The sequence below is a fragment of the Microbacterium sp. MYb64 genome (assembly GCF_002979495.1).
Lineage (GTDB): Bacteria > Actinomycetota > Actinomycetes > Actinomycetales > Microbacteriaceae > Microbacterium > Microbacterium azadirachtae_A.
This window is the reverse complement of record NZ_PCOW01000008.1, coordinates 95842-121087: the sequence shown is the minus strand read 5'-3', so window position 1 is coordinate 121087 and position 25246 is coordinate 95842. Positions and strand designations below refer to the sequence as shown.

Sequence of the window (25246 nt, the reverse complement as noted above, 5' to 3'; positions counted from 1 at the left end):
GCGATGGCCGTCGATCGGGACCGCGTCGCGAGCCTGACCCGTGAGCTGCTCCTCGCGATCGGCGAGGATCCGGAACGTCCAGGGCTCAAGCAGACCCCGGCGCGGATGGCCGACCTGTACGCCGAGTTCTTCGCCGGTCTCGGCGAGGATCCCGGCGCACCGCTCGCGCGCACGATCAGCGTCTCGCACGGTCCGGCGCCCGACACCCTGCCCTCCGGAGCAGTGCTGCTGCGCGGCATCCGGTTCCGCTCGGTGTGCGAGCATCACCTGCTCCCGTTCGCCGGGCACGCGCACATCGCGTACCTGCCGGGGGAGCACGTGGTGGGCCTCGGTGCGCTCGTCAAGGTGGTCGAGATCCTCGCGTCCCGTCCTCAGGTGCAGGAGCGGCTCGGCGAGCAGGTCGCCGACGCGATCGCCTCCCACCTCGACGCGCAGGGCGTGCTCGTGGTGATGGACGCGGTGCACGGCTGCGTCACCATGCGCGGCGGTCGGCAGACCGAGGCGTCGACGCTCACGATCGCCGCACGGGGCGTGTACACGGATCCGGTCGCGCGCGCCGAGCTGATCGCCTTGATCGGGGCGGGTGCACGTTCGGTCGCCGACCCGTTCGCCCAGCCCGCCGAAGGGCACGACGCGTCGGGAACCACCGCATGACCGCGATCTGGGGGATCGTCAACGCCACCCCCGACTCGTTCAGCGATGGCGGGCGCTATGCCGACGCCGACCATGCGGTCGCGCACGGCGTGCTGCTGCGCGCGCAGGGTGCCCACGTGCTCGACATCGGCGGGGAGTCCACCCGGCCCGGCGCAGAGCGGGTGCCCGTCGCCGAGGAGCAGCGTCGCGTGCTGCCGGTCATCGAGCGCCTCGCCGCCGAGGGGGTGCCCGTGAGCGTGGACACTCTGAACGCCGTCACCGCGGTCGCCGCCGTCCGCGCGGGCGCGCGGATCGTGAACGACGTGTCGGGAGGCCTCGCGGATCCGGAGATGCTCGCGGCGGTGGCCGAATCGGGCGCCGACATCGCGCTCGGGCACTGGCGCGGACCGTCCTCGGACATGTACGCCCGCGCCGAGTACGCACGGGTCGGCCGCGAGGTGGCCGGCGAGTTGCGCGAGCGCGTCGCGGCCGCAGCCGCGGCCGGTATCGCCCCCTCGCGCATCATCGTCGATCCCGGCGTGGGCTTCGCGAAGACCGCGGGGCAGAACTGGGATCTGCTGCGCGAGCTCGCCGATGTCGTGGCGCTCGGACCGCGCGTGCTCGTGGGGACTTCGCGCAAGCGTTTCCTCGCCGACGCCCTGGGCGATGGCGCCGATGAGCGGCGCAAGGATCTGGCGACCGCCGTGACGAGCGCGCTCGCGGCACGCGCCGGGGCGTGGGCGGTGCGCGTGCACGACGTCGCCGCCACGCGCGACGCCCTCGCGGTGCTCGGCGCCTGGGACGGCTGAGCCCCTCACGCGAGCCCCGGTGCGGGTGCGGGGCCGTTCAGGGGACCGGACGTCCGCGCTTCGCCCTTCGCGGACAGCCGCGATCCGCGTCGGTCCCTCGCCGTAGGCTGTGAGCATGGACTTCCTCGACGCGATCACGCTGACCGGCTTGACGGTGTTCGGGCGGCATGGCGTGTTCGCGCACGAGCGCGAGAACGGCCAGGACTTCATCGTCGACCTGCGCCTGCACCTCTCCGTGCGTCAGGCCGCGGCCAGCGACGACGTCGCCGACACCGTGCACTACGGCGAGCTCGCAGAGCGGGTCGCCGCGGTCGTCGCCGGTGAGCCCGTGAACCTGCTGGAGACGCTCGCCACCCGCATCGCGGACATGGTGCTCGAGGACGAGCGGATCCACGGCGTCGAGGTCACCGTGCACAAGCCCCATGCGCCGATCCCGCTGAACTTCGCCGATGTGTCCGTCACGGTGCAGCGCGTGAGCCACGTGCAGCGCGAATGGAGCGAAGGATGACACCGACGCACCCGAGTCCGCCCGTCCCGCGCGGACGGCGCCTGCCCGCGGTCGACCCGCGTCCCGAGGAGGAGCCGGTCGAGGCGGTCGTCGCGCTCGGATCCAACCTCGGCGACACCTCGGCCACGATCGAGGAGGCCGTGCGGGCGATCCGCCGCCTGCCCCTCGTCGACGACGTGCGCGTCTCGAAGGTCTTCCGCACGGTCGCGCTGCGGCTGGACGGGCCTGATCCGGAGGCCCCGGAGTTCGCGAACGCGGTCGCGATCGTCACCACGCGCCTCGCCCCGCAGGTCCTGCTCGGCATGCTGCACGCGATCGAGGAGGAGCACGGACGCGTCCGCGCCCAACGCTGGGGCGACCGCACCCTCGACCTCGACCTGATCGCGTACGACGACCTGCGCAGCGACGACGAGCACCTGCTGCTGCCGCACCCGCGCGCGGCCGAGCGCGCGTTCGTGCTGGGACCGTGGCTCGACGTCGATCCCGACGCGGTGCTGCCGGGACGCGGCAGGGTCGCCGATCTGCTGGCCGCGCTCGAGGACGGCTCATGAAGCGGATCTCCCCGGTACTGCTGTCCGTGCTGGCGCTCGCCGGCGCGGCGGCGGGATTCCTGCTCGACCACGCGATGACCACCGCAGGCAGGGCCACGTTCACGCCGTCGATCCTGCTGTCGATCTTCCTCGTGCTGCTGGCGCTCGCGGTGCTGGCCCTCGCCTGGCCGATCCGGCGCAGCACGCGGTCGGCCGGGCGTCCGCCGGTCAACCCGTTCCGCGCGCTGCGGATCGCGATGCTCGCCAGGGCCTCGAGCCTGGTCGGCGCCGTGATCACCGGGTTCGGGATCGGGCTCATCGCCTATCTGCTCTCCCGCCCGATCACGCCGCCGATAGGCTCGATCATCGCGACCGCCGTCGCCGCACTCGTGCTCACGATCGCGGCGGTGATCGCGGAGAGCTTCTGCCTGCTGCCTGGAAACGGGCCCCACGACCCCGACGGCCTCACCGGGCCGCGCCTGGAGGACGACGATGACGACCATTCCCGAACCGCCGCAGATCCCGGGCACTGACCCCGTCGCGCCGCCGACCCGCGCCCAGGCGCGCGCCCAGTCCGCGAACGCCGTGCCGCCCGCGCACACGGCACCTGCGGCCGCACCGGTGCTCGACGACGGCACGTACCCTGTGCTCCGCACGCCCACGGCACGCGGAGCCCTGGCCCTCGACGGCACGTGGCACCAGATCTCGCCGAAGTACGTGATCGCCGAGGTGCTGCTGCGCATCCTCCTGCTCGCGGTGATCGCGGTCGGCGCCTACGCCGCCACGACCCTCCTCGCCCAGCCCTGGCCGTGGGCCTGGACCGTGGCCGGCGTGATCGCGGTCGTGATCCTGTTCGAGCTCGCGATCCTGCCGCGTCAGGCCAGGGCGATCGGCTACATGCTGCGCGCCGACGACATCGTCTTCCGCCGCGGGATCCTGTGGCAGCGCATGATCGCTGTCCCGTACGGCCGCATGCAGCTGGTCGACATCACCCGCGGGCCGGTCGACCGGGCCTTCGGGATCGCCAAGCTGAAGCTCGTGACGGCCGCCGCGACCACCGGCGTGGAGATCCCCGGCATGACCGAGGACGCGGCGGAGTCGCTGCGGGACACGCTCATCGATGTCGCCGAGATGCGCCGGACCGGCCTGTGAGCACGCCCGAGCAGCAGCCCTACGGCTCGCCCCCTGCACCGGGGGCCCCGCCCTTCCCGACCGCCGTGCCGGGTCGGGCGCCGGGCGCGCCCTCGCTCGCCGACGGCGAATGGCACCGGATGCACCCGCTCACGCCGCTCATGAAGGGCGGCCTGGTGCTGGTGATCGTGATCGGCTACCTGATCGCGAACCTGCGCGAGAAGATCGTGTACTGGTTCATCTCGCTGTTCACTCCGACCCGCGTGCCGGAGTTCGGCGGAGACCCGGTCGACTGGGTCCTGAACAACAATCTCGTGCTCGTGGTGCTGCTGGGCGTGCTCGCCCTGGCAGTGCTGCTCGTGGCGATGTTCTGGCTGATGTGGCGCTTCCACGACTTCCGCATCACCGAGGCGCACGTCGAGGTCCGCAAGGGCGTGGTCTTCCGCTCTCACCGCCGAGCACCGCTCGACCGCGTGCAGGGCGTGAACCTCACCCGCCCGTTCCCGGCACGCCTCATCGGACTCGCGAAGCTCGAAGTGGACGGGGCGGGCAACGACGCCAACGTGCCTCTCGAGTACCTCTCCACCGCGAAGGCCGAGTCGGTGCGCGCGGACATCCTGCGCCTCGCCTCCGGCGCGCGGCACGCCCGCGAGGCGACGCGCGGAAGCGGCGACGCGGCAGCGGCCCGCACGATGCGCGCGCAGCTCGCCGCCTCGATGGACGCCGGCGTCACCGGGCTGATCACCGGTGTCGACCTCGACGACATCGCGCCGGAGCACGTGCTGCGGATCCCCACGGGGCGTCTGGTCGGCTCGCACGTGCTGTCGGGGCTCACCTGGCTCGCCCTGTTCGCGGTGATCTTCGTGGGCGGCATGATCGGCACGCTGCCGGCGGTGCTCTCCGATGCGGGGCCCGCCGGAGGCGCGATCGCGATCGGCATCGCCCTCGCGATGGGCATCCCGCTGCTGCTCGCGTCGATCGCGGTGACCTGGAGCAGGATCGCGCGGGCGCTGCGCTACTCGATCGCGCCCACCCCCGACGGCGTGCGGATCACGTTCGGCCTGTTCACGACGGTGACGGAGACCATTCCACCCGGGCGCATCTTCGCCGTCGAGGTGATGCAGCCGCTGCTGTGGCGGCCCTTCGGCTGGTGGTCGGTGCGGATCAACCGGATGAGCGGCAAAGCCGCCTCCCAGCAGCAGTCCAGCCAGGCGCAGCAGTTCAACATCGTGCTGCCGGTGGGTGCGCGCGCAGATGTCGAACGCGTGCTGAGGCTGATCCTGCCCGATGTCCCCGCCGAGGTGCTGCCGCTGATCTGGGAGCAGGGCGTGCTCGGCCCGGTCGCCGACGATCCGTACACGACGATCCCGCCGCGCGCCTGGTGGCGGCGCCCGCTGTCCTGGCGCCGGCACGGCGCCGCGCTCACCGACTTCGCGCTGCTGCTTCGCCGCGGCCGGATCTGGCGGCAGCTGGCGGTGTTCCCGCTCGCCCGGCTGCAGGGCTTCTCGCTGCACCAGGGGCCGATCGATCGAGTGCAGGGCGTCGCCAAGGCGCAGGCGCACTCCGCCGTCGGCCCTGTGCGCGGCGACGTCTCGGGCCTCGACAGCCAGGTGCTGCTCGGCATGCTGAACACGCTGTCGGTGTCGGCCGCCCGCGCGGCCGCGGCCGACCGCGCGCATCGCTGGGCCGAGGAGCACGAGCCCGCGTCAGCGGGCCAGGGTCTGCTCACAGGCCAGGGGCTGCGCGCCGGGCACGACCTTCCGGCGGGCCAGGGGCTGCCTTCGGGGCACAGCCTTCCCACGGGGCTCGGCGGATCCGCGGAGCGCACCTCATGACGCGCGCGGGTCGCCTCAACGTCGGCATCGTCGGGGCCGGCCACGTCGGCCCCGTGATCGGTGCGGCACTCGGCGGCGCCGGCCATGCCCTCGTCGGCATCACCGCGGGATCCGACCCGGATCGCGCCGCAGCGGTGCTGCCGGGTGTCGCCGTGATGGAGGCGCCAGAGCTCGTCCGCACCTCGCAGCTCGTCGTGATCGCCGTGCCGCACGATCAGCTGCCGGGGCTCGTGTCCGGCCTCGCCGATCTCGGAGCATGGCAGCCGGGTCAGCTCGTGCTGCACACGGATCCCGCCTACGGGACCGACGTCCTGGAGCCGGCCGCGCGCGGCGGTGCGATCCCGCTCGCGGTGCATCCCGCGATCTCGTTCACCGGCACCACGCTCGACCTGCGTCAGCTGCAGGCGTCGTATGCGGCCGTGACGGCACCGGCGATGGTGCTGCCGATCGCGCAGGCCCTCGCGGTGGAGCTCGGATGCGAGCCCGTGGTGATCGAGGAAGCCGACCGGCCCGCCTATGCCGAGGCGATCTCGACGGCCTCGGAGTTCGCGCGCTCGATCGTCGGTCAGGCGACCGGGATCCTGCGGGGGATCGGTGTGGAGAACGCGGGCGGATTCCTCTCCGCGCTCGTCTCGTCGACCTTCGACCGGGCGCTCCGCGAGGTGTCGACGGACGAACGGCTCTGATCGCACCGCGGGTCCTCCCTCGCTCGTGGCCGGGGTCCCGCCCCGGGCGGGCGCGAACGCGCGCGCCGGTAGACTGATCGGCGACTTCCGAGGAGCCTTACCCATGACTGACGCGCCCGCGCCGACCCCCGACAGCAGCGACCCCTCGACGGACCCTTCGACAGGCTCAGGGACCGCGGAAGACACCTTCGAGCAGCGGGCGGTGCGTCTGGCCAAGCGCGAGCGGCTGATCGCCGATCGCGCGGACGCAGCCGGCGGCGCCTTCCCCGTCGCCGTGCCGGTCACGCACACCATCCCGCAGCTGCGCGCCGAGTACGGCGAGCTCGAGCCCGGTGCCGAGACCGGAGTGCTCGTCGGCGTCGCGGGCCGCGTGGTGTTCAGCCGCAACACCGGCAAGCTCTGCTTCGCCTCGCTGCAGGCGGGCGACGGATCCCGGATCCAGGCGATGATCTCGCTCGCCAACGTGGGGGAGGAGTCCCTTGCGCAGTGGAAGGAGCTCGTCGACCTCGGCGACCACGTGTTCGTGCACGGCGAGGTGATCTCCAGCCGCCGCGGCGAGCTGTCGATCATGGCCGACTCCTGGACGATCGCGTCCAAGGCGATCCTTCCGCTGCCGAACGCCTACGGCGAGCTCAGCGACGAGGGCCGGGTGCGCAGCCGCTTCCTCGACCTGATCCTGCGCGACCAGGCCCGCAGCACCGTGCGCGCCCGCGCCGCGGTCAACGCGAGCCTGCGCCAGACCTTCACGAGTCACGACTTCCTCGAGGTGGAGACCCCGATGCTCCAGGTGCAGCACGGTGGCGCCTCCGCCCGTCCGTTCATCACGCACTCGAACGCGTTCGACACCGAGCTGTATCTGCGCATCGCGCCCGAGCTGTACCTGAAGCGCGCCGTGGTCGGCGGCATCGAGCGGGTGTACGAGATCAACCGCAACTTCCGCAACGAGGGCGCCGACTCGACGCACAGCCCCGAGTTCGCGATGCTCGAGGCGTACCAGGCCTACTCCGACTACAACGGCATCGCCGATCTCACCCAGGAGCTGATCCAGAACGCGGCGATCGCGGTCGCCGGATCCACCCTGGTCACCTGGGCGGACGGCACCGAGTACGACCTCGGTGGCGACTGGGCCCGCATCTCGATGTACGACTCGCTGTCCGAGGCCGCGGGGCGCACCTTCACCCCGTCCGACCCGGTCGCCGACCTCATCGCGTTCGCCGAGGCCAACGGCGTCGACATCCCGCCGCACGCCACCCATGGCAAGCTCATCGAGGAGCTGTGGGAGCACTTCGTCAAGGGAGGCCTCGAGCGGCCGACCTTCGTGATGGACTTCCCCGTCGACACCTCCCCGCTCGTGCGCGAGCACCGCTCGATCCCGGGTGTCGTGGAGAAGTGGGACCTCTACGTGCGCGGCTTCGAGCTCGCCACGGGCTACTCCGAGCTCGTCGACCCCGTCATCCAGCGCGAGCGCTTCGTCGAGCAGGCGAAGCTCGCCGCGGGCGGCGACCTGGAGGCCATGCGCGTGGACGAGGAGTTCCTGCGCGCGCTCGAGCACGGCATGCCGCCGACCGGCGGAATGGGTATGGGCATCGACCGCCTGCTCATGGCCGTCACCGGCCTCGGGATCCGCGAGACGATCCTGTTCCCGCTCGTGAAGTGACGCATTCCGCGCGCCCTCATGCCGCCGCGCGGAACGACCAGCGCGGCAGCATGCCGGCATCGACGACCGCGCGCAGCAGCTCTGCGAACGTGAGCTTCGGGTCGACCTCCTGCGCCTGATCCAGGTAGCGAGCGGCGTGCGTCGATCGTCCGCAGGCCCAGGACAGCCAGGCGGCGGCCGCGAGCGGTCCGCCGCGCGTCTCCCGCGGCGCGAGCGCGACCGTATGTCGCACGAGCGCCAGCGCGACGCCCAGACGGTCGCTGTCCGGCTGTGGTCCGTCCCCGATCAGGATGCCGCCGATGTCCGACGGGACGGCGGTCGCTCTCGCCCCATGGCACAGCTGCGCGGCGAGCGCTCGATCTCCGCGGTCGATGCTGCTCGCCCACTGCACGAGGGCGACGTCGCGCAGCGCAGGGCGGTTCAGGACCCACACGAGCGCGGCCGTGGCGAACGGAGAGAGCGCCTCTGGCGTGTCCAGCGCCTCCTCCAGGAACGACGGCAGATCGTCCAGCAGCAGCGCGGTCTCGTGCGCTCTCGGATCCGCGCGCTCCGTGGCCGGCGGCCGGGTGCGCCCCGGCACGGCGGGACCGAGCACGCGTTCGACGGTGAGCAGCGCGCGACCGACCGATTCCGCAGCGAACAGCCCTGGCGAGGGCAGCTCGGTGCCGCTGAACTGATCCGGCGCGGGGCCCGCGAATCCGGGCACCGAAGGTGGGGACGGCAACTCCGTCAGCGGGTGCGGAGCGGACTCCGGATCCCGGTAGTCGGCCCAGGATCCGCCTCCGACGAACAGCGCCTCGACCACGCGCAGCTCGCACGCCTCCGCGCGCCCGATCAGCTCATCGACGAGGGCGGCGGCGGGGACGGCCCCGCTCACGGCCGCGCTGCCATCGGCGTACACCGCGATCGCGAGCGCATCCGTGTCCGGCACGCGGCAGGCCAGCCCGATCGCAGTCGCGGCGAACTCCGCCGCCGTCGGTCTCGGCGACGTGGATCCGGTGGTGCCCGCCGGCAGATCGAAGCGGAGCGCGCCTGCCGTGCGCGGGCCGCGGAACGGCAGCAACACGACGGAATCGCGCGGGGTGAAGCCGGTGAGCACGGGGATGGCGGCGAGCAGCTCTGCGGCGCCCGCGGCGTGAACGATGGTCGTCATGGATCCACCCTGCGGAGCGCGGCGGAACGCCCTCCGCGTCAGGAACGGAACAGTGCGGAAGAATCCCGCGGATCCCGGATGTGCGGACCGATCGTGCGGAGGGGCGTGAGGCCGCGGGCCGCACGTACGGCGCTCAACTCCGAAGGACGCTTGCAACTTGGCAGGACAGGATCCGCGGATCCGTCCTTCAAAGTTGCAAACATCCTGCAACCCCGCGCCCCAGGCAACCCCACGCCGCAGCCTCCCGCCGCCCCCTCTCAGCCGGCGCACCGGACCCACGGGTAGGATCGGAGCATGGACGAATTCTGGGTGGCTGCCGCGTGGTCGGTGATCCCCACGATCGTCGTCTGCATCGTGTTCTGGTTCGTGCTGCGCGGGATCCTGCGCTTCGATCGCACCGAGCGGCAGACGCACGCGCGCATCGAGGCCGAAGAGCGCGCCGCGCGCGGCCTGCCGCCCCGCTCCTCCTGACCTGAGCGCGCCGCGCGGCGGCTCGGTCCCGTACGGCTCCGAGCCGCGCCGGGCTTTGTCCTGCGCAGCCGCTACTGTGGACGAAGTCGCTGTCCGGCGGCGGTTTCCCGTGCGGAAGAGGCGGCATGTGGTCTCAGTCGTGGCCCTGGTGGGTCGGCGCCTTCGCCGTCGCCGTCGACCTGACGATCCGCGTGATCGCCATCATCGTCGTGCCGCGCAACCGGCGCCCCACGGCCGCCACGGCCTGGCTCCTCGCGATCTACTTCATCCCCTACATCGGGGTGCTGCTGTTCCTGCTGATCGGAAACCCGCGGCTGCCACGGGCGCGGCGCAAGAAGCAGGACCTCATCAACGAGACCATCGCCGAGGTCACGAAAGACCTGCACCTGGGCGTCTCTGACATCCAGATGCCGGAGAGCCTCGCGTCCCTGGTGCGCATGAATCAGCGCCTCGGCGCCCTGCCCCTGTTCGGAGACAACGGCGCGCACCTGATCTCCGAATACCAGGTGTCGCTCGACACGATGGCCGACGCGATCCGCGAGGCCACCGAGTTCGTGCACGTGGAGTTCTACATCCTGCAGTCGGACGCTTCGACCGACAACTTCTTCCGCGCCCTCGAGGAGGTGGCCGCCCGTGGCGTGCCCGTGCGGGTGCTGCTGGACCACTGGGCCAACCGTTGGAAGCCGCGCTACAAGCAGACCATCGCGCGGCTGGATGCGATGGGCGCCGACTGGCATCTGATGCTGCCGGTGCAGCCGCTCAAGGGGCGCACGCAGCGCCCCGATCTGCGCAACCACCGCAAGCTGCTCGTCGTCGACAACGAGGTGGCGTTCCTCGGATCCCAGAACGTCACCGACTCGACCTACAACCTGCCGAAGAACATCAAGCGCGGCCTGCACTGGGTCGACCTCATGGTGCGCGTCGACGGGCCGGTCGTCGGGAGCGTCAACGCGGTGTTCCTGTCCGACTGGTACAGCGAGACGGACGACGTGCCGGAGTCGGTCGCGTTCGCGCCGACCGAGAGCGGCAGCGGCGACCTGGACTGTCAGATCGTGCCGTCGGGCCCCGGCTTCGAGGCCGAGAACAACCTCCGGCTGTTCCTCGGCCTGCTGTACGCCGCCAAGCGCAAGATCATGATCGTGAGCCCCTACTTCGTGCCGGACGAGGCGCTGCTGCTCGCCGTCTCCACGGCGTGCGACCGCGGTCTCCAGGTCGAGCTTTTCGTGTCGGAGGAGGGCGACCAGGCGATCGTCTACCACGCGCAGCGCAGCTACTACGAGGCGCTGCTGCGGGCGGGCGTGCGGATCTGGATGTATCGCAAGCCGTACATCCTGCACACCAAGAGCCTGACGATCGACGACGACGTCGCGGTCATCGGATCCAGCAACATGGACATGCGCTCCTTCGGTCTGAACCTCGAGATCTCGATGCTCGTGCGCGGCGAGGAGTTCGTACGGGAGCTGCGCGAGGTCGAGGACCGGTACCGCTCCCTCAGCCGCGAGCTGACGCTCGAGGAGTGGATGCAGCAGCCCCTGCGCTCCACCGTGCTGGACAACCTGGCCCGGCTCACCTCGTCGCTGCAGTAGCCCAGCGCCGGGGTGCGGCCGGCCGGCGGAACGTCGTCGAACGAGGCATGGTGACGGGCATCCGTGCTGGATAGCATGAGCGCATGAGGATCCGCACCGCTCTGGCCATCGCGGCGCTCGCCGCCTCCGCGACGATCGCCCTCGCGGGCTGCGCCCAGCTCGAGCCGGTCGGACCGCCAGTCCCCACGGCCGAGTCGACCTCGTCGCCCGAGCCGTCCACGGATCCGACGGCGGCCTGGCTCGACGGCGGGCGCGGGATCGGTCTCGTCACCTACGGCTCCTCGTCCCTCGCCTGCACCCCGGTCGTGCAGGACGTCAACGCCGACGGGCAGACCATCACGGTGACCCTCGCGGAGCAGGATCCCACCGTCGCCTGCACGGCGGACTTCGCGCCGCGGGCGACGTTCGTCGGAGTGCCGGAGGGCGTGGATCCGACCAAGGACGTGACGGTGTCGTTCGACGGCGGCGGGTTCCAGGGGCGGCTGCCGCTCGCGGGCAACAGCGTGCTCAGCTCCGGCGGGAGCAGCGACGGCAAGCCCAGCGCCGGCTGGTTCTCCGACAACGGCATCCTGCTGCTCACCTGGGGTTCCTCGACGTGCCGCCCCGTCGTGAGCGATCTGGTCGAGAACCAGGACAAGAAGGGGGCCACGGTCACCTTCCAGACCGACCCCGCCCAGATGTGCACCATGGACTTCGTGCCCCGGATCACCGTGCTCGGGGTCGAGGCGCCCGCGGATCCGACCGGCTACTCCCTCACGCTCAAGGGCGACCACCTGGACGGCCAGGTCTCGGTCATCGGCTGACGCCGGATCAGGCCGGGCTGATCACGTGCCCGGCCGGAACGGCCACCACAAGCGCGCCAGGATCGATGCGGCAGTGGATCCGCACCGCCTCGCCGAACTCGTCGCCGTCGAGTTCGACGGGAGCGGGTTCTGTGGTCGCGGCGTCCGCATCGACGCCCTGGAGGTAGCGGATCGAACCGCCGGATCCGGTGAGCTCGATCACGCGCCGGCCGGCCTTGCTGCGCCGCAGCACGGAGTTCTGCCACCACACCGTGCGCCAGACGGCGAGCCAGCCGAACGGACCGCGGGCCTGGATCACCGCGACGTCGAGGCTGCCGTCCGTGATCGAGGCGTCGGGGATCAGGGCGATGCCCGCGGGCAGTGCGCCGCAGTTCGCGAACAGCATGCTGTGCACCTTGACCGAGTGCAGCTTGAGGTCGTCGACCGCGTACATGATGCGGAAGGGCTTCGCGCCGGGCAGCGAACGCGCGGCGCCGTCCACGTAGGCGACCCAGCCCACCGACTTCTTCAGGCCGGGGCGGGTGTTCGCGATCATGTGCGCGTCCAGCCCGATGCCGGCGAGCACCACGAAACCGTGCTTCTGCACCGCGCCGTCCGCACGCGTCAGCTCCGCCCAGCCGATGTCGACCGGATGGCGGTCGCCGTGGAAGACCGCGTCGATCGCCGCCGAGGGCGCGGCCAGGGCGAGTCCGAGGTTGCGCGCGAGCAGGTTGCCCGTGCCGCTCGGCACGATGGCCAGCGGCACTCCGGTCCCCGCCATCGTCTCGGACACGGCGCGGACCGTGCCGTCGCCGCCCGCGACCAGCACTGCGGCGGCGCCGTCGGCCAGCGCGATGCGGGTGGCCTCCTGGCCCGGATCCTCGACGGAGGTCTCGATGATGAGGGGGGCGTCCCAGTCCGCCTGCGCCGAGAGCGTGCGCAGCAGTTCGACGAGCTTCGGCGCATCGGCCTTGACCGGGTTGACGACGAGTGCGGCGCGCGGGCGTCCGGCATCGTCAGTCATGGGCACAGCCTATTCCGGAGGACCGCATCCCGGTTTCGAAGCGCGGGAGTGGCGGCATCGGGGCCGAGGATCCCGCAATGTGCGCGCTGCGAATCGGGCGGTCCGGGGCCGGAGAACCGCGGCGCGCCGCCTGGCTAGACTTGACGGGTGATCGACCTCGCCCTTCTCCGCGACGAGCCAGAGCTCGTCCGTCAGTCCCAGGCCGCGCGCGGCAACGCGCCGGAGACCGTCGATGCGGCGATCGAGGCCGACCGATCGCGCCGCGCCGCCCTCGCGGCGTTCGAAGAGCTGCGCGCCGAGCAGAATGCTTTCGGCAAGCAGGTCGCGAAGGCGCCGAAGGACGAGAAGGCCGCCCTCGTCGCGCAGGCGAAGGACCTCGCCGAGCGCGTGAAGCAGGCGCAGGCCGCGTCGAACGAGGCCGCGGAGGTCGCCGCCGACGCGCTCTCCGCGATCGAGAACGTCGTCGTCGACGGGGTGCCCGCGGGTGGCGAGGACGACTTCGTCGAGCTGCGCCGTGTGGGGGAGACCCCGACGTTCGACTTCGAGCCGCGCGATCACCTCGCGATCGGCGAGATGCTCGGTGCCATCGACATGGAGCGCGGCGCGAAGGTCTCCGGCGCCCGGTTCTACTTCCTCACCGGGATCGGCGCGCGTCTCGAGATCGCGCTCATGAACCTCGCGCTGGACAAGGCGCTCGGGGCCGGGTTCACCCCGATGATCGTGCCGACCCTCGTGCGGCCCGAGATCATGCAGGGCACCGGCTTCCTTGGCAAGCACGCCGACGAGGTCTACCACCTCGACAAGGACGACGACCTGTACCTCGTCGGCACGAGCGAGGTGGCCCTGGCCGGCTATCACTCCGGCGAGATCGTGGATCTGACCCGCGGCGCCCTGCGCTACGCGGGCTGGTCCACCTGCTACCGCCGCGAGGCCGGCTCATACGGCAAGGACACCCGCGGGATCATCCGCGTGCACCAGTTCAACAAGCTGGAGATGTTCGTCTACACGACCCCGGAGGACGCCGAGGCCGAGCACCTGCGCCTCGTCGCGCTGCAGGAGGAGATGCTCACCGCACTCGGCCTGTCCTACCGGGTGATCGACGTGGCGGCCGGGGATCTCGGATCCAGCGCCGCACGCAAGTACGACATCGAGGCATGGGTGCCCACGCAGGGCGCGTTCCGCGAGCTCACCTCCACCTCGAACTGCACCACGTTCCAGGCGCGCCGCCTCGACATCCGGCACCGTCCGGAAGCCGTGGAGGGCGCGGCGAAGACGCAGCACGTCGCCACGCTGAACGGCACGCTCGCCACCACGCGCTGGATCGTCGCGATCCTGGAGACGCATCAGCAGGAGGACGGATCCGTGCGCGTGCCCGAGGTGCTCCGCCCCTACCTCGGCGGGCTCGAGGTGCTCCGGCCGCTGAACGCTTCGGACCCTGAGCCTGTCGAAGGGGAGGGCGCGGGCGCATGACGAACGCCTGGCTCGTCGCTCTCGACATCGACGGCACCATTCTGCTGCAGGACGAGACGATGAGCCCCGGCGTGGTGGATGCCGTGGGCCGGGCCCGCGACGCCGGGAACGAGGTCATGCTCGCGACCGGGCGCAGCTGGATGGGCACGCATCGCTTCCTGGACCAGCTCGAGATCCGTCCCGAGTTCGTGGTGTGCTCGAACGGCGCCGTCACGATGCGCCGGATCGGATCCGCTGCGGAAGATGCCGCGACGGACGACAGTCTGGCGGTGGACGAGTACGAGCGCTGGAACGTGGAGACGTTCGATCCCTCCGCCGTGCTCGGTCTGCTGCATGACCGCCTGCCGGACGCGCGGTACATGGTCGAACTCGGATCCGGCCAGCGCCTGTACACCGCGGAGCTCGACGACTGGACCCTCGACGGCGGACGCCAGGTCGGCTTCGCCGAGCTGAGCGCGCAGGAGGTCTCGCGCGTGGTCGTCGTCTCCCCTGGTCACGATGAGGACGACTTCCACCGCCTCGTGCAGGACGCCGGGCTCAACGAGGTCTCGTACGCGATCGGTTGGACCGCGTGGCTCGACATCGCTCCTCGGGGCGTGGACAAGGGCACGGCGCTCGCACGTGTGCGGGAGTCGCGGGGCGTGCTGGACGATCGCGTGCTGGTCGCCGGCGACGGCCGCAACGACCTCGGCATGTTCGCCTGGGCGCGTGCACTCGGCGGGCGCGCCGTGGCGATGGGTCAGGCTCCTGACGAGGTCAAGGCCGCGGCCGGCGAGGTCACCGACGACGTCGAGGAGGGCGGGCTCGCCACCGCGATCGAACGCATCGTGCTGACGGTCCCCGTCGTTCCCTGATCCTCTTCTGCGCTTTCATCAGGTCTTCACTCAGCGGCTGCCCAGGGGGTCCGCGGCACAATGGAGAAGCGCTCACAGGGCGCTACCCGGTTCTCCGTTAGACTCGACGCCTGTTCGGTGTGCGCATGCGCGCCGAGGAGAGTTGTCCGAGCGGCCGAAGGACCTGGTCTTGAAAACCAGTGGGCAGCAATGTCCCGTGGGTTCGAATCCCACACTCTCCGCCATTAGGTCCTCATCAGCACTGACCCGAGTGAGAGCACGGGTTTGAGATGTTGTCGGGAGCCACCGAAGCTGAGGACCATCGCAGAGCTCGGCTCGAGGGAGATCGAGCGCAGCACGGTCGCTTTCGGTCTCGAAGATGCCGAGCGGTACCGTCCCAACGTCTTGTGCCTTTGGTCACGCGAGACGTTCCGATTGTCTTCGGCGGCTGCTCGAATGTTCTTAGATTCCGTCTGGATTTCTGGCCGCTAGAGGACAGACAAGAGCCTCGGCTACCGGCTACTTTGACCGGACATCGCCAGAGCGGGCGATGTGATTGAAGCCGAGGGGGAAATCATGACGGATGCGCAGAGCGTCATCAAGGGCGAAGACATTGCGAGCGGGCTGGGGCTGCGGAAGAGCCTTGCCATCGGTGCAGCAGGTCTGGCACTGGCGGTGACAGCATCTGTGGGAGTCGCGGTCGTGAACCCTGCGCCCGTGACTTCACAGGCACTCTCCCCGTGTGTGCCGTGGAACGACGGCGCTCGGGAGATGTGGAACGGCAAAGAGTTCGAGTGCAAGTACAGGGGCGCGTTCAGCTGGGAGTGGGTGCTCGTCGGCAGGGGTGGTTCCGGCGGGCGCTTCATCGTCGGGGCCTGAGTGGATCATCGTGGAAGATTCGGAGCACATGCCCGCCAGAGAGTTCTTTGAAGTGCTCGACCTCATCACTGAAACACCTTGGCGCGAGCAGCACGTTGGCTATTTCGCCGACAAAGCGAACGCTCAGGCGGTCGCAGACGATGGCAGGACGCGCAATCCACGGGCAGAGAGCAGCTTCATCAGAATCCACACGTTCGATGACCGCATTGCTGGCTTCTTCACGTGAAGCGGTTCTTCACGTGAGTGGAGACGGGACGACCCCGCACTGATACTGCGCGGGGTTGTTCTCATTTCTCTCCACGGTAGCCGCGGATCGCCCATCGAAACGAGGTTTCAGGCCCTCACACGATTCGATCAGACATCTGCCCCTACTCTTGGAGGATCTGAATCGTCCATCTGGCGCGCCAACTGGTGCGAGGCGATCCCGCGAACCGCTTCGTCTCCCGAGGGGAGTTCGAAAGCCGCTCGCTGGATCCGCTGAGTGAGCGCAGGGTGGCGCGGTTCACCCGCTGAATCCTGAAAGGCACCGTGTGAGCGCGATGACCCGATCACGACGTCCCGTCGCCGGGCACGGTCAGCTGCGCCGTCCGAGCGCCTGGAGCCAGCTGATGAAGATGCTCGGCATCACGGCGATCGTGGTGCTCGTCTCCGGTGTCGCCGTCGCTTCCTACGTCGCCTACGACCTCGGCACCACGTTCAGCGCGAACGCGGTCGCCCTCGATGGCGAGAAGTCGGTGCCGCCGGACATCGGCGCGATCAAGGGTGGCGTGAACATGCTTCTCGTCGGCAGCGACGCCTGCGAGCCGGAGTTCTCGGCCGAGTTCGGCGACCGCTGCTCCGACCCCGAGAACGCGGGCGAGCGCAACGACACGAACCTGCTGCTGCACATCTCGGACAGCCCCCGTCGCGTGACGGTCATCACGTTCCCGCGCGACCTCATGGTCCCGATCCCGTCGTGCACGGACTCCGACGGGAACGCGACCAGCGAGATGTCGAAGCAGCCGATCAACGTCACGCTCGAGACCGGTGGTCCGAAGAACGGTCTCGCGTGCGTCGCCCGCACGGTCAGCAAGGTCTCCGGACTCGACATCCAGTTCGCCGCCAAGGTCACCTGGGGCGGTGTGATGAAGATCACAGACGCGATCGGCGGTGTCGACGTGTGCATCGCGAACGGCATGAGCGACCCCGACACGGGGCTCGAGCTGACCGCGGGCACGCACACCCTGCAGGGCTACTGGGCTCTCCAGTTCCTGCGTACGAGGCACGGCGTCGGGGACGGTAGCGACCTCGGCCGCGGCAGCAACCAGCAGGTATACATGTCCTCCCTCGCGCGCAAGATGGTCTCGAACGAGGTGCTCGGCAACCCCGGCACGCTGCTGAAGCTCGCCAACACCGTGATGTCGAACGTCACGCCCAGCACGACGCTGACCAGCCCGACCCTGCTCGTGCAGATCGCCCTGGCGATGAAGGACGTGCCGCTGGACCAGATCAACTTCGTGAACTACCCGGTGCTCCAGGACCCTGACGACCCGAACAAGGTCGTCCCCGACACCGACAGCGCAGACCAGCTCTGGGCCGCGCTCGCCGCGAACCAGCCGATCCAGGTCGCCGGCCAGCGCGACGACGCCGTCGTCTCCGCGACGCCCGCACCGACGGATCCTGCGACGACCGATCCCGCCACGACGGATCCCGCCACGACGGATCCGTCCGCGGCGCCGACGCCCGGCGCGACATCGGGCCCGGTCCAGCTGCCGAAGAACGTCTCCGGCCAGTCGGCGGCGCAGCAGACCTGCTCCAACGGCAACGGCTTCAGCGGCTGACGGCTGATGCCTCTGCCTCGACTGCTTCTGCCTCGACTGCTTCTGCCTCGACGCCCCCTCGCAGCACCGACGCCCCCTCGTGGTGACGCTTCTGCGAGGGGGCGCCGACGCTCAGTGGGGGCGTCGACGGATCCGGCGCGCGCCCCGCGCTGCGGACCCGCCTGGTTCGCGCGGTGCCTGCGGACCCGTTAGGATGGATGCTGGTGTCCGGCTCGTCGGGCATCTGGAGACGTCGCATAGTGGCCTAGTGCACCACCCTGCTAAGGTGGAGTCCTCTTTAAGGGGACCGAGGGTTCAAATCCCTCCGTCTCCGCCACAGAATTCCTGATCAGAGGCGCTTTCGGGCCGATCGATGAGCGCCTTTGCGCGCGGTCTGCCCTACGCGGTGCTCTCCCACGCTGGCTGCGATGACTGCGTCAGTCGAACTCGCGACGCAGGTACTTGGGTGCTTGCACCCGCCATGCCTCCGTCACGAGCTCGGCGAAATGATCGTCGTCAATCGCCCGCATCCGGAACGCGATCTTCGGCTCGCCCCACCGTGTGGTCTGGCGGAGGAACACGTCTGGCGCCATTTCGCGCAACGCGAGCGCATCGATCTCGTCGGCGACCTTCACGCCGACAACAAGCTCCGACGCTATGACCTCACGGAGATCTTCTGGGATGCTCGGCCACGGCGAGCACTCCCACGCGAAGAGCTTGTTGCGGACGAACCAGGCGGCACCGCTGGTCATCGTGCGCTCCTCGCTGCCGGGCAGACGGGCGGCGACACGACGCAGATCATCGAGCGTGGCCATGCGTAGAGACTAGGCATCACCTCTGACACGAACGGAATCGCGCGGGGCTTCACGCAAGGATGGAACCCGATAGCAGCAAGCGCTGCCTGTGTGTCGCCGGGTCTCCGCGATGTTTGGCGTACGCGTCAAGGCGTCCGGCGCCGCCGCGAAAAGTAGCTGATGAGAAGCCGTGCGTCCGCTCGTCGATCGATCCGGCCTTGCGTCGTCGTCGTTTGATGCCCGCGACGCGCTGTGTCACGCCCGCCGCACGTTGGTATTCTCGGCCGACAACACTCCGGAGGGAATCCATGACGCGCGACGAACCGGACGACGTGACTGGCGACGAGGCCTGGTCGCTGCCGGTCGTTTGGGTATGGTTCCAGCTGCTCACCATGTCGGTCCTCGTCATCGTCGGCGTGTCCATCCTGGTGCTGACCATGACCGGTCACGCGGGGCCACCGTTGTGGTTCCTCCCGATCTGGTTCGTCGTCCTCGGGTGGAACGTCTATTGGTGGCTGTTCCGTGTTGCGTATCGAGTCGAGCTCGTCGGTGAGACGTTGCACTGGAAAGCACCATTCGCCAGCGGCGCGTTGTCGGTGGGCGCGATCACCAGTGCGGGGAGGCTCTTCGGCACTTTCTTCTGCGTCCTTCGCGCGCCTGGTCACCAGCCGTTGATCGTCTTCACACAGTCCTGGTCGTTCGAGCCGATGCTCGCCGCGCTGAACCGGCTCAACCCTGCCGTGCCTCCCCACGAGCCGTCGCGGTAGGTCGGACCCTCATCGGCCTGGCATCAGATCCGCATCGGATGACGCTCGTGAGCGCGCGAAGAACCTGGGCGCGAGGGCTGTCTTGGTAGGGTGGAGGTCAACGGGGTCCGAGGGCTCGCATCCTCCGTCTCTGTCACGAATCCCTGATCCGCCATCCTTTCTGAGGCTGCCGGATCCGCGCCTCCTCGGGGGAAGGACATCCCGCATGGCAGTCGAGCCTGGTATCTACCAGCACTTCAAGGGTGCCCGGTACGAGGTCATCGCCGTGGGTCGCCACAGCGAGACCGAGGAGCAGCTGGTCTTCTACCGCAAGCTCTACGACGACTACAGCCACTGGGCGCGGCCGCTCGCGATGTTCGAGGAGCACGTCGAGCGCGGCGGGTACAGCGGACCCCGCTTCGTCCGGATCGCCTGACACCCCGGACCGCCCGAGTTCGGATCCCTCGCGTCGCCCTGTCCCGTGTCGGCGCCGTGCGCGATGATGGCAGCATGGCCGAGATCAAGACCCAGCCCACGACAGCGGATGTCCCCGCATTCCTCGACGCGGCGACGCCGGAGCGCCGCCGGATCGACGGCCTCGCGCTCGCCGAGATCTTCGGCGAGGTGACCGGCGCCGAGCCCGTGCTCTGGGGGCCGACGATGGTCGGCTACGGCACCTACCGCTATCGCGGCGCCAGCAGCGAGGGCGACTGGCCCAGGGTCGCATTCTCGCCCCGCAAGGCGCAGCTGTCGCTCTACGGCCTGAAGGATCTGCCTGAGGGTGCGGCTCTCCTGCCGAGCCTCGGGAAGTACACCGAGGGGCGCGGATGCGTCTACGTGCGCAAGCTCGACGACATCGACCTCGGCGTGCTGCGCCGCCTCGTCGAGATCGCGTGGAACCGCGGCGAGGATCCGGAGGGCTGAACCCCATGTCGAACGACCGCGCATCCGCCTTCCTCGCTCTGCACTACGGATCCGGCTTCGTCCTCCCCAACGCGTGGGATCCGGGATCGGCGCGCATGCTCGCGCAGCTCGGCTTCCCCGCGATCGCGACGACGAGCGCCGGCATCGCCTGGTCGCTCGGCGTGCCAGACGGCGGGGCGGTCGACCTCGACACGATGCTGGAGAAGGTCGCGGCGATCGTGGCGGCGGTCGACGTCCCGGTCACCGCGGATCTCGAGTCCGGCTACGGGGACGACCCGCAGGACATCGCGCGCACCGTGCTGCGGGCGACCCAGATCGGCGTGGTCGGCGGCAACCTCGAGGACACGGACGGGGGTGCGCTCTTCGGCATCGACGAGGCGACCGACCGGATCGCCGCGGCCCGCGATGCGGCGCCGCGGGGGACCTTCGTGCTCAACGCCCGCACGGACGCGTACTTCTTCGGCGCCGCGGCGGATCCCTTCGCCGAGACCGTCGCCCGCGCGCAGCGCTACGTCGAGGCCGGCGCAGACTGCGTCTTCGTTCCGGGCGTGAACGACGAGGGCAGCATCCGGCGCCTGGCCGCCGAGATCCCGGTCCCGCTCAACATCGTGGCCGGTCTCGCTTCGCACGTCATCCCGGCGCCGGAGCTCTTCGCGCTCGGCGTGAAGCGGGTGAGTCTCGGGGGCAGCCTCGCCCGTGCCGCGCTGACCGCGCTCGAGCGCGCGGGGCGCGAACTGATCGACACGGGCACGCTCGGCTTCCTCGACGGCGCCCTCCCTTATGCGGAGGTGCAGCGCCGGTTCGCCGACTGAGCGGCGCGGCACGGCAACACGCGGCGGGACTCGGCGTCGCCGAACGGGCCGGCCCTCGGCGAGACCGACCCGTGCGGCGACGAACGGCTCAGCGCCCGATGCTCGACATGTCGGCGTAGCGCTCGCCCGCCGCGGGCGGAAGCGCTGCGAGGACATCGAGCTGCTGCGCGGTGAGCGCGAGCGCGTCCGCGCCGACGTTCTCCTCCAGTCGAGACACCCGCTTGGTGCCGGGGATCGGTGCGATGTCGTCGCCCTGGGCGAGCACCCAGGCGAGTGCGACCTGCGCCGGAGTCGCGTCGAGGTCGGCGGCGATCCCCTCCACGGCATCGACGATCCGCAGGTTCGCGTCGAGGTTCTCCCCCGCGAAGCGCGGGTTGCTGCGCCGGAAGTCGCCGGCGTCCAGGTCTTCGGCCTTCCGGATCGCCCCCGTGAGGAAGCCGCGACCGAGTGGCGAGTACGGCACGAGGCCGATCCCGAGCTCGCGCAGCACGGGCAGCAGCTCCTCTGCGGGATCCCTGGTCCACAGCGAGTACTCGGTCTGCAGTGCGGTCACCGGATGCACCGCGTGCGCGCGGCGGATCGTGGCCTCGCCCGCTTCGGACAGGCCGTAGTGCAGGATCTTGCCGTCGGAGACGAGCTCGGCGAGGGCTCCGACGGTGTCCTCGATCGGCGTCTCCGGATCCATCCGGTGCTGGTAGTAGAGATCGATGCGATCGGTGCCGAGGCGCCGCAGCGAGCCCTCGACGGAGCGTCGCACGTTCTCCGGAGTGCCGTCGAGCGCCCGGCCGCCCTCACTGCGGGCGTGCACGCCGAACTTCGTGGCGATCACGACGCCGTCGCGCCGCCCCGCGAGTGCGCGGCCGACGAGCTCCTCGTTCGTGTGCGGACCGTACATCTCGGCGGTGTCGAGCATGGTCACGCCGAGGTCGAGCGCGCGGTGGATCGTGCGGATGGACTCGGCCTCGTCCGTGTTCGCACCGGAGTAGAAGGCCGACATGCCCATGCAGCCGAGCCCGAGCCGGCCGACGGAAAGCGCGCCGAGCGCCGCCTGCTTCATCGCGATACCCCTCAGCCCGCAGCCAGCACGGACAGCACGTTGCCCGCCGGATCGGTGAACCAGGCGATGTCGGGGCCGCGGCCGGGTCCGCCGTGCGCGATGCCCTTCTCGTCCGTGCCGAAATCGGGATCCCTGTAGATCTTGGTGATCACGCCGCGGCCGTTGAGGTCGTCGACCGCCGCCTCGACGTCGTCGACCGGGAAGTTCAGGATCGTGAAGTTCGCGGGGGTGTGATCCGGCTTCGCGTAGACGAGGATGGATCCGCCCTGCGGCAGGTGGATGTCGAGGAACCCCATCGGGTTGGTCGAAACGTCCAGGCCGAGGGTCTCGCCGTAGAAGGTCCGGGCAGCGTCGACGTCATCGACGCTGAACCCGCTGAATGCGTGCGTGGGCTGGAAGGCGGTCATGGTTCCAGCATGCGCTCCTCGGTGGCGCGGGGTCCAGGGCCGATGCCGTGTCCCGCGCGAACGCCCCGGTCGCCGCGGGACTCACGCGGTCGCGGCGACCTCGGCCTCCACCGCCCGGCGGAACGCGAACTCCGCGTTCGCGAACACGACGTAGAGCAGGAGCCCCGGCACGAGCGCGCCGAGCACGGGCTGCACGACGACCGCCGCCGCCGAGATCCCGAGCAGTACGAGCGCGAACACGCTGAAGTACCACCGTCGGACCGACAGGTAGATCGCGGCCTTCACGATGGCACGCACCGACGCCTGCGGATACAGCACGAGACCGGCGAGCGCCGAGGTGCACGTCACCAGAGCCCAGGCGGCGACCACGGCGAACGTCGGCGCGAGCAGGGGCGCCCAGACCGTGCCGGTCAGGATCGCGCCGTCGTACAGGACGAAGCCGATTACGAGCGCCGTGACGAGGCCGAGCAGAGCGGCCGCCGCGCCGCGACTGCGGTAGCCGTGCCAGAACGCGGCGAACGGACGCGGGGGCTCCTCGCCGCGCATGCGGCGGAAGACCTCGAAGGCCCCCGCGAGCGACGGGGCGAGCGTGAGGGAGAGCAGCAGCGCCGTCGGCCAGGCCTGCAGCGCGTCGCGCGAGACGAACAGCAGCACGGCGAGCGGCAGGTTCGCGAGCACGAGCAGCAGATCCGTCATCAGGATCGTGTACGCGTACCCGAACATCGATTCCATAGTCTCCTGGCGCAGATGCAGGATCCGGCGTCGCGACGGGCGGGCCTGGGCGCGATCGCCGCTCACGGCGCTCATCCCTTCATCCCGCTCGTCGCGATGCCGCTGATGAAGTAGCGCTGTCCGGCGAGGAAGATGACCAGGATCGGGATGATCGAGATCACGGATCCGGTCATGATCAGCGCGTACTGCGCGGAATACTGGCCGATGAACGACTTGAGCCCGATCTGCACGGTCCACAGCTCGTTGCTGGAGAGGTAGATGAACGGTCCCATGTAGTCGTTCCAGGTGTTCACGAAGGTGAGCAGGGCGAGCGAGGCGAGCGCGGGCTTCGAGAGCGGCAGGATGATCCGCGCCCAGATGCCGTAGTCGCTGAGGCCGTCGATCCGCGCGGCCTCGTTGAGCTCGTCCGGGATGGTCATGTAGTACTGCCGCATCAGGAACACCCCGAACGCGCCGAACGCCTGCAGCAGGATGAGCGCCGTGAACGTGTTCGTCAGGCCGGCCTTCTGCATCATCACGTACTGCGGGATCATGTAGGCCTGCCACGGCACCGCGATCGTCGCGATGTAGGCGAGGAACAGGGCGTCCCGGCCGGGGAAGCGCACCTTGGAGAAGCCGTAGGCGGCGAAGCTGCCCGTGAGCACCTGAAGGATCGTGATGACGATCGCGAGGAACGCGGAGTTCGCGAGGTAGCCGGCCATCGGGATCTGGGTCCAGATCTCCGCGTAGTTGCTCCACACCCACGTGGTCGGCAGCCACTGCACGGGCACCGTGAGCACCTGGTCGTCGTGCTTGAACGACGAGGACAGCATCCACAGGAACGGCAGCAGCACGACGGTCAGCAGGACCACGAGCAGGGCGTACATCCCGATGCGGCCGATCCACTCGCGGCCCCTCCGCGTGCGGCGCCGGGGAATGGACGGAGACGGCACGCGCCCGCCGTCGAGCTCCTGAGCGAGGTCGGATGTGAGAGTGGACATCAGCGCTCCCTCCTCTGCTGGATCCGGAACTGGAAGACGGTCACGATCAGGACGATCAGGAACAGCACGAGCGAGATCGCCGAGGAGTATCCGAACTGGCCGTTCAGGATGCCGTCCTGGTAGATGAGCTGCGAGAGCACGAGCGTCGCGCGTCCCGGGCCGCCGCCGGTCATCACGAAGATGAGGTCGAACACCTTGAAGCTCGACACGCTCAGCAGCACGAGCACGAGGAACGTGGTGGGCCGCAGCGACGGCAGCGTGATGTTCCAGAACGTGCGCCACCGGCCGGCGCCGTCCATCGCGGCGGCCTCGTAGTACTCCTGCGGGATCGCCTGGAGCCCGGCGAGGAACAGCACCATGTAGTAGCCCATGTCGCGCCACACGCTCGTGATGATCACCGCGGGCAGCGCCCAGCCGGTGCTCGAGGTCCAACCCGGCGGATCCGCGATCCCGAGCAGATGCAGGAACTGGTTGATCGGCCCGTTCACCGGATCGAAGAGCATGTTCCACACGATCGCGATCGCGACGAGCGAGGTGATGTACGGGAAGAAGATGGCGACCCGGAAGAACGCGATGCCGCGCAGCTTCTGGTTGAGCAGGATCGCGAGTCCCAGCGCGCAGACGAGGGTCAGCGGCACATGACCGATCGCGTAGAGCAGGGTGTTGCCCAGTGCGACGTGGAAGTTCTGGTCGCCGAACAGGCGGGTGAAGTTCTTGATCCCGGCGAACGTGGGCGGGTTGTACGCATCCCAGTTCATGAACGCCAGCACGAAGGCGGCGAGCACCGGCACGAGCGTGAACAGAGCGAACCCGAGGAAGTTCGGCAGGATGAAGCTCCAGCCGATGAGGATGCTGCGCCGGCGCATCCGTCGGCTCGCGACCGTGCGCTGCACCGTTGCGGGCGGGCGGTCCGTGGTGGTGGTCATGTCTCTCTCTGCTCCGATTCGGGGAGGGGGTTCAGTGGCGTCGAGCGCCCTTCGTCTCGCTGCGCTCGCTCAGGGGCCGGTG

29 protein-coding genes and 2 tRNA genes are annotated in these 25246 nt (G+C 69.9%); 23 read left to right on the top strand and 8 right to left on the bottom strand.

Going from position 1 to position 25246, the window contains the following annotated elements; genetic code table 11:
• Positions 1-3 precede the first annotated feature (3 nt).
• The 9 genes from folE (at position 4) to lysS (ending at position 7789) form a co-directional block, all read left to right on the top strand.
• On the top strand, positions 4-654 hold the full coding sequence (gene folE, locus CQ044_RS09655; protein WP_105688265.1) for a GTP cyclohydrolase I: 651 nt from the start codon (positions 4-6) through the stop codon (positions 652-654).
• The gene (gene folP, locus CQ044_RS09650; protein WP_105688264.1) at positions 651-1442 is read left to right on the top strand and encodes a dihydropteroate synthase; all 792 of its coding nucleotides are present in this window, start codon (positions 651-653) and stop codon (positions 1440-1442) included. The genes folE and folP overlap by 4 nt, the downstream gene beginning before the upstream one ends.
• 115 nt (positions 1443-1557) lie before the next feature.
• On the top strand, positions 1558-1950 hold the full coding sequence (gene folB, locus CQ044_RS09645) for a dihydroneopterin aldolase (protein WP_105688263.1): 393 nt from the start codon (positions 1558-1560) through the stop codon (positions 1948-1950).
• On the top strand, positions 1947-2501 hold the full coding sequence (gene folK, locus CQ044_RS09640) for a 2-amino-4-hydroxy-6-hydroxymethyldihydropteridine diphosphokinase (protein WP_105688262.1): 555 nt from the start codon (positions 1947-1949) through the stop codon (positions 2499-2501). The genes folB and folK overlap by 4 nt, the downstream gene beginning before the upstream one ends.
• Positions 2498-3013 (top strand): DUF3180 domain-containing protein, encoded by a 516-nt coding sequence (locus CQ044_RS09635; RefSeq protein ID WP_105688261.1) that lies wholly within the window; start codon positions 2498-2500, stop codon positions 3011-3013. The genes folK and CQ044_RS09635 overlap by 4 nt, the downstream gene beginning before the upstream one ends.
• A 52-nt stretch (positions 3014-3065) precedes the next feature.
• Positions 3066-3632: a PH domain-containing protein gene (locus tag CQ044_RS09630; RefSeq protein WP_374954853.1), complete on the top strand. Its 567-nt coding sequence runs from the start codon at positions 3066-3068 to the stop codon at positions 3630-3632.
• Entirely contained in the window at positions 3629-5446 is a 1818-nt protein-coding gene (locus tag CQ044_RS09625) for a PH domain-containing protein (protein ID WP_258133234.1), read from the top strand. The genes CQ044_RS09630 and CQ044_RS09625 overlap by 4 nt, the downstream gene beginning before the upstream one ends.
• Positions 5443-6132 (top strand): DUF2520 domain-containing protein, encoded by a 690-nt coding sequence (locus CQ044_RS09620; RefSeq protein WP_105688259.1) that lies wholly within the window; start codon positions 5443-5445, stop codon positions 6130-6132. Before CQ044_RS09625 ends, CQ044_RS09620 begins: the two co-directional genes overlap by 4 nt.
• 103 nt (positions 6133-6235) lie before the next feature.
• Positions 6236-7789: a lysine--tRNA ligase gene (gene lysS, locus CQ044_RS09615; RefSeq protein ID WP_105688258.1), complete on the top strand. Its 1554-nt coding sequence runs from the start codon at positions 6236-6238 to the stop codon at positions 7787-7789.
• Positions 7790-7805: 16 nt separating this feature from the next.
• On the opposite strand, the gene CQ044_RS09610 is transcribed toward lysS, so the two are convergent.
• Positions 7806-8942, bottom strand: coding sequence for a DUF4192 family protein (locus CQ044_RS09610; RefSeq protein WP_105688257.1), 1137 nt, complete (start codon positions 8940-8942; stop codon positions 7806-7808).
• A gap of 294 nt (positions 8943-9236) precedes the next feature.
• Between CQ044_RS09610 and CQ044_RS19560 the strand changes: the two genes are divergently transcribed.
• The 3 genes from CQ044_RS19560 to CQ044_RS09600 all read left to right on the top strand — a co-directional run bounded on the left by CQ044_RS19560 (position 9237) and on the right by CQ044_RS09600 (position 11802).
• Entirely contained in the window at positions 9237-9413 is a 177-nt protein-coding gene (locus CQ044_RS19560; RefSeq protein WP_181158261.1) for a hypothetical protein, read from the top strand.
• A gap of 125 nt (positions 9414-9538) precedes the next feature.
• On the top strand, positions 9539-10999 hold the full coding sequence (gene cls, locus CQ044_RS09605; RefSeq protein ID WP_045272728.1) for a cardiolipin synthase: 1461 nt from the start codon (positions 9539-9541) through the stop codon (positions 10997-10999).
• A gap of 83 nt (positions 11000-11082) precedes the next feature.
• Entirely contained in the window at positions 11083-11802 is a 720-nt protein-coding gene (locus CQ044_RS09600) for a hypothetical protein (RefSeq protein ID WP_105688256.1), read from the top strand.
• A 7-nt stretch (positions 11803-11809) separates the two neighbouring features.
• On the opposite strand, the gene CQ044_RS09595 is transcribed toward CQ044_RS09600, so the two are convergent.
• Positions 11810-12805 (bottom strand): diacylglycerol kinase family protein, encoded by a 996-nt coding sequence (locus CQ044_RS09595; protein ID WP_045272730.1) that lies wholly within the window; start codon positions 12803-12805, stop codon positions 11810-11812.
• A gap of 147 nt (positions 12806-12952) precedes the next feature.
• Between CQ044_RS09595 and serS the strand changes: the two genes are divergently transcribed.
• The 7 genes from serS (at position 12953) to CQ044_RS09565 (ending at position 18123) form a co-directional block, all read left to right on the top strand.
• Positions 12953-14275, top strand: a complete 1323-nt coding sequence (gene serS, locus CQ044_RS09590) for a serine--tRNA ligase (protein ID WP_105688255.1) — start codon at positions 12953-12955, stop codon at positions 14273-14275.
• Complete coding sequence (locus CQ044_RS09585; protein WP_105688254.1) at positions 14272-15129, top strand: HAD family hydrolase; 858 nt, start codon at positions 14272-14274, stop codon at positions 15127-15129. Before serS ends, CQ044_RS09585 begins: the two co-directional genes overlap by 4 nt.
• A gap of 136 nt (positions 15130-15265) precedes the next feature.
• Positions 15266-15353: transfer RNA gene (locus tag CQ044_RS09580), tRNA-Ser, on the top strand.
• A gap of 331 nt (positions 15354-15684) precedes the next feature.
• A complete protein-coding gene (locus CQ044_RS19425; RefSeq protein WP_146116773.1) occupies positions 15685-15987 on the top strand; it encodes a hypothetical protein in 303 nt (100 codons plus the stop codon).
• Positions 15988-15997: 10 nt separating this feature from the next.
• On the top strand, positions 15998-16213 hold the full coding sequence (locus CQ044_RS09575) for a hypothetical protein (protein ID WP_105688253.1): 216 nt from the start codon (positions 15998-16000) through the stop codon (positions 16211-16213).
• Positions 16214-16526: 313 nt separating this feature from the next.
• Positions 16527-17807: an LCP family protein gene (locus tag CQ044_RS09570; RefSeq protein WP_105688252.1), complete on the top strand. Its 1281-nt coding sequence runs from the start codon at positions 16527-16529 to the stop codon at positions 17805-17807.
• A 225-nt stretch (positions 17808-18032) separates the two neighbouring features.
• Positions 18033-18123 (top strand) — tRNA-Ser (locus CQ044_RS09565).
• Positions 18124-18223: 100 nt separating this feature from the next.
• On the opposite strand, the gene CQ044_RS09560 is transcribed toward CQ044_RS09565, so the two are convergent.
• Complete coding sequence (locus tag CQ044_RS09560) at positions 18224-18601, bottom strand: MmcQ/YjbR family DNA-binding protein (RefSeq protein ID WP_105688251.1); 378 nt, start codon at positions 18599-18601, stop codon at positions 18224-18226.
• A gap of 287 nt (positions 18602-18888) precedes the next feature.
• Here CQ044_RS09560 and CQ044_RS09555 point away from each other — a divergent pair, with 287 nt between their 5' ends.
• The 4 genes from CQ044_RS09555 to CQ044_RS09540 all read left to right on the top strand — a co-directional run bounded on the left by CQ044_RS09555 (position 18889) and on the right by CQ044_RS09540 (position 21062).
• Positions 18889-19347 (top strand): hypothetical protein, encoded by a 459-nt coding sequence (locus tag CQ044_RS09555; RefSeq protein WP_105688250.1) that lies wholly within the window; start codon positions 18889-18891, stop codon positions 19345-19347.
• Positions 19348-19552: 205 nt separating this feature from the next.
• Positions 19553-19762 carry a DUF1653 domain-containing protein gene (locus CQ044_RS09550; protein WP_105688249.1) on the top strand — a complete coding sequence of 70 codons (210 nt, stop codon included), beginning with the start codon at positions 19553-19555 and terminating at the stop codon, positions 19760-19762.
• 74 nt (positions 19763-19836) lie between these two features.
• Positions 19837-20250 carry a DUF1801 domain-containing protein gene (locus tag CQ044_RS09545; RefSeq protein ID WP_105688248.1) on the top strand — a complete coding sequence of 138 codons (414 nt, stop codon included), beginning with the start codon at positions 19837-19839 and terminating at the stop codon, positions 20248-20250.
• Between the two features lie 5 nt (positions 20251-20255).
• Positions 20256-21062 (top strand): isocitrate lyase/phosphoenolpyruvate mutase family protein, encoded by an 807-nt coding sequence (locus CQ044_RS09540; RefSeq protein ID WP_105688247.1) that lies wholly within the window; start codon positions 20256-20258, stop codon positions 21060-21062.
• Positions 21063-21150: 88 nt separating this feature from the next.
• Here CQ044_RS09540 and CQ044_RS09535 read toward each other — a convergent pair whose 3' ends face one another.
• The 5 genes from CQ044_RS09535 to CQ044_RS09515 form a co-directional block, all read right to left on the bottom strand.
• Positions 21151-22119: an aldo/keto reductase gene (locus CQ044_RS09535; protein ID WP_105688246.1), complete on the bottom strand. Its 969-nt coding sequence runs from the start codon at positions 22117-22119 to the stop codon at positions 21151-21153.
• A gap of 11 nt (positions 22120-22130) precedes the next feature.
• Positions 22131-22526, bottom strand: a complete 396-nt coding sequence (locus CQ044_RS09530; protein ID WP_105688245.1) for a VOC family protein — start codon at positions 22524-22526, stop codon at positions 22131-22133.
• An 81-nt stretch (positions 22527-22607) separates the two neighbouring features.
• Positions 22608-23333 (bottom strand): DUF624 domain-containing protein, encoded by a 726-nt coding sequence (locus CQ044_RS09525; RefSeq protein ID WP_105688244.1) that lies wholly within the window; start codon positions 23331-23333, stop codon positions 22608-22610.
• Entirely contained in the window at positions 23330-24238 is a 909-nt protein-coding gene (locus CQ044_RS09520) for a carbohydrate ABC transporter permease (protein WP_105688243.1), read from the bottom strand. The genes CQ044_RS09525 and CQ044_RS09520 overlap by 4 nt, the downstream gene beginning before the upstream one ends.
• Positions 24238-25164, bottom strand: coding sequence for a carbohydrate ABC transporter permease (locus tag CQ044_RS09515; RefSeq protein WP_105688242.1), 927 nt, complete (start codon positions 25162-25164; stop codon positions 24238-24240). The genes CQ044_RS09520 and CQ044_RS09515 overlap by 1 nt, the downstream gene beginning before the upstream one ends.
• Between the last annotated feature and the right edge of the window lie 82 nt (positions 25165-25246).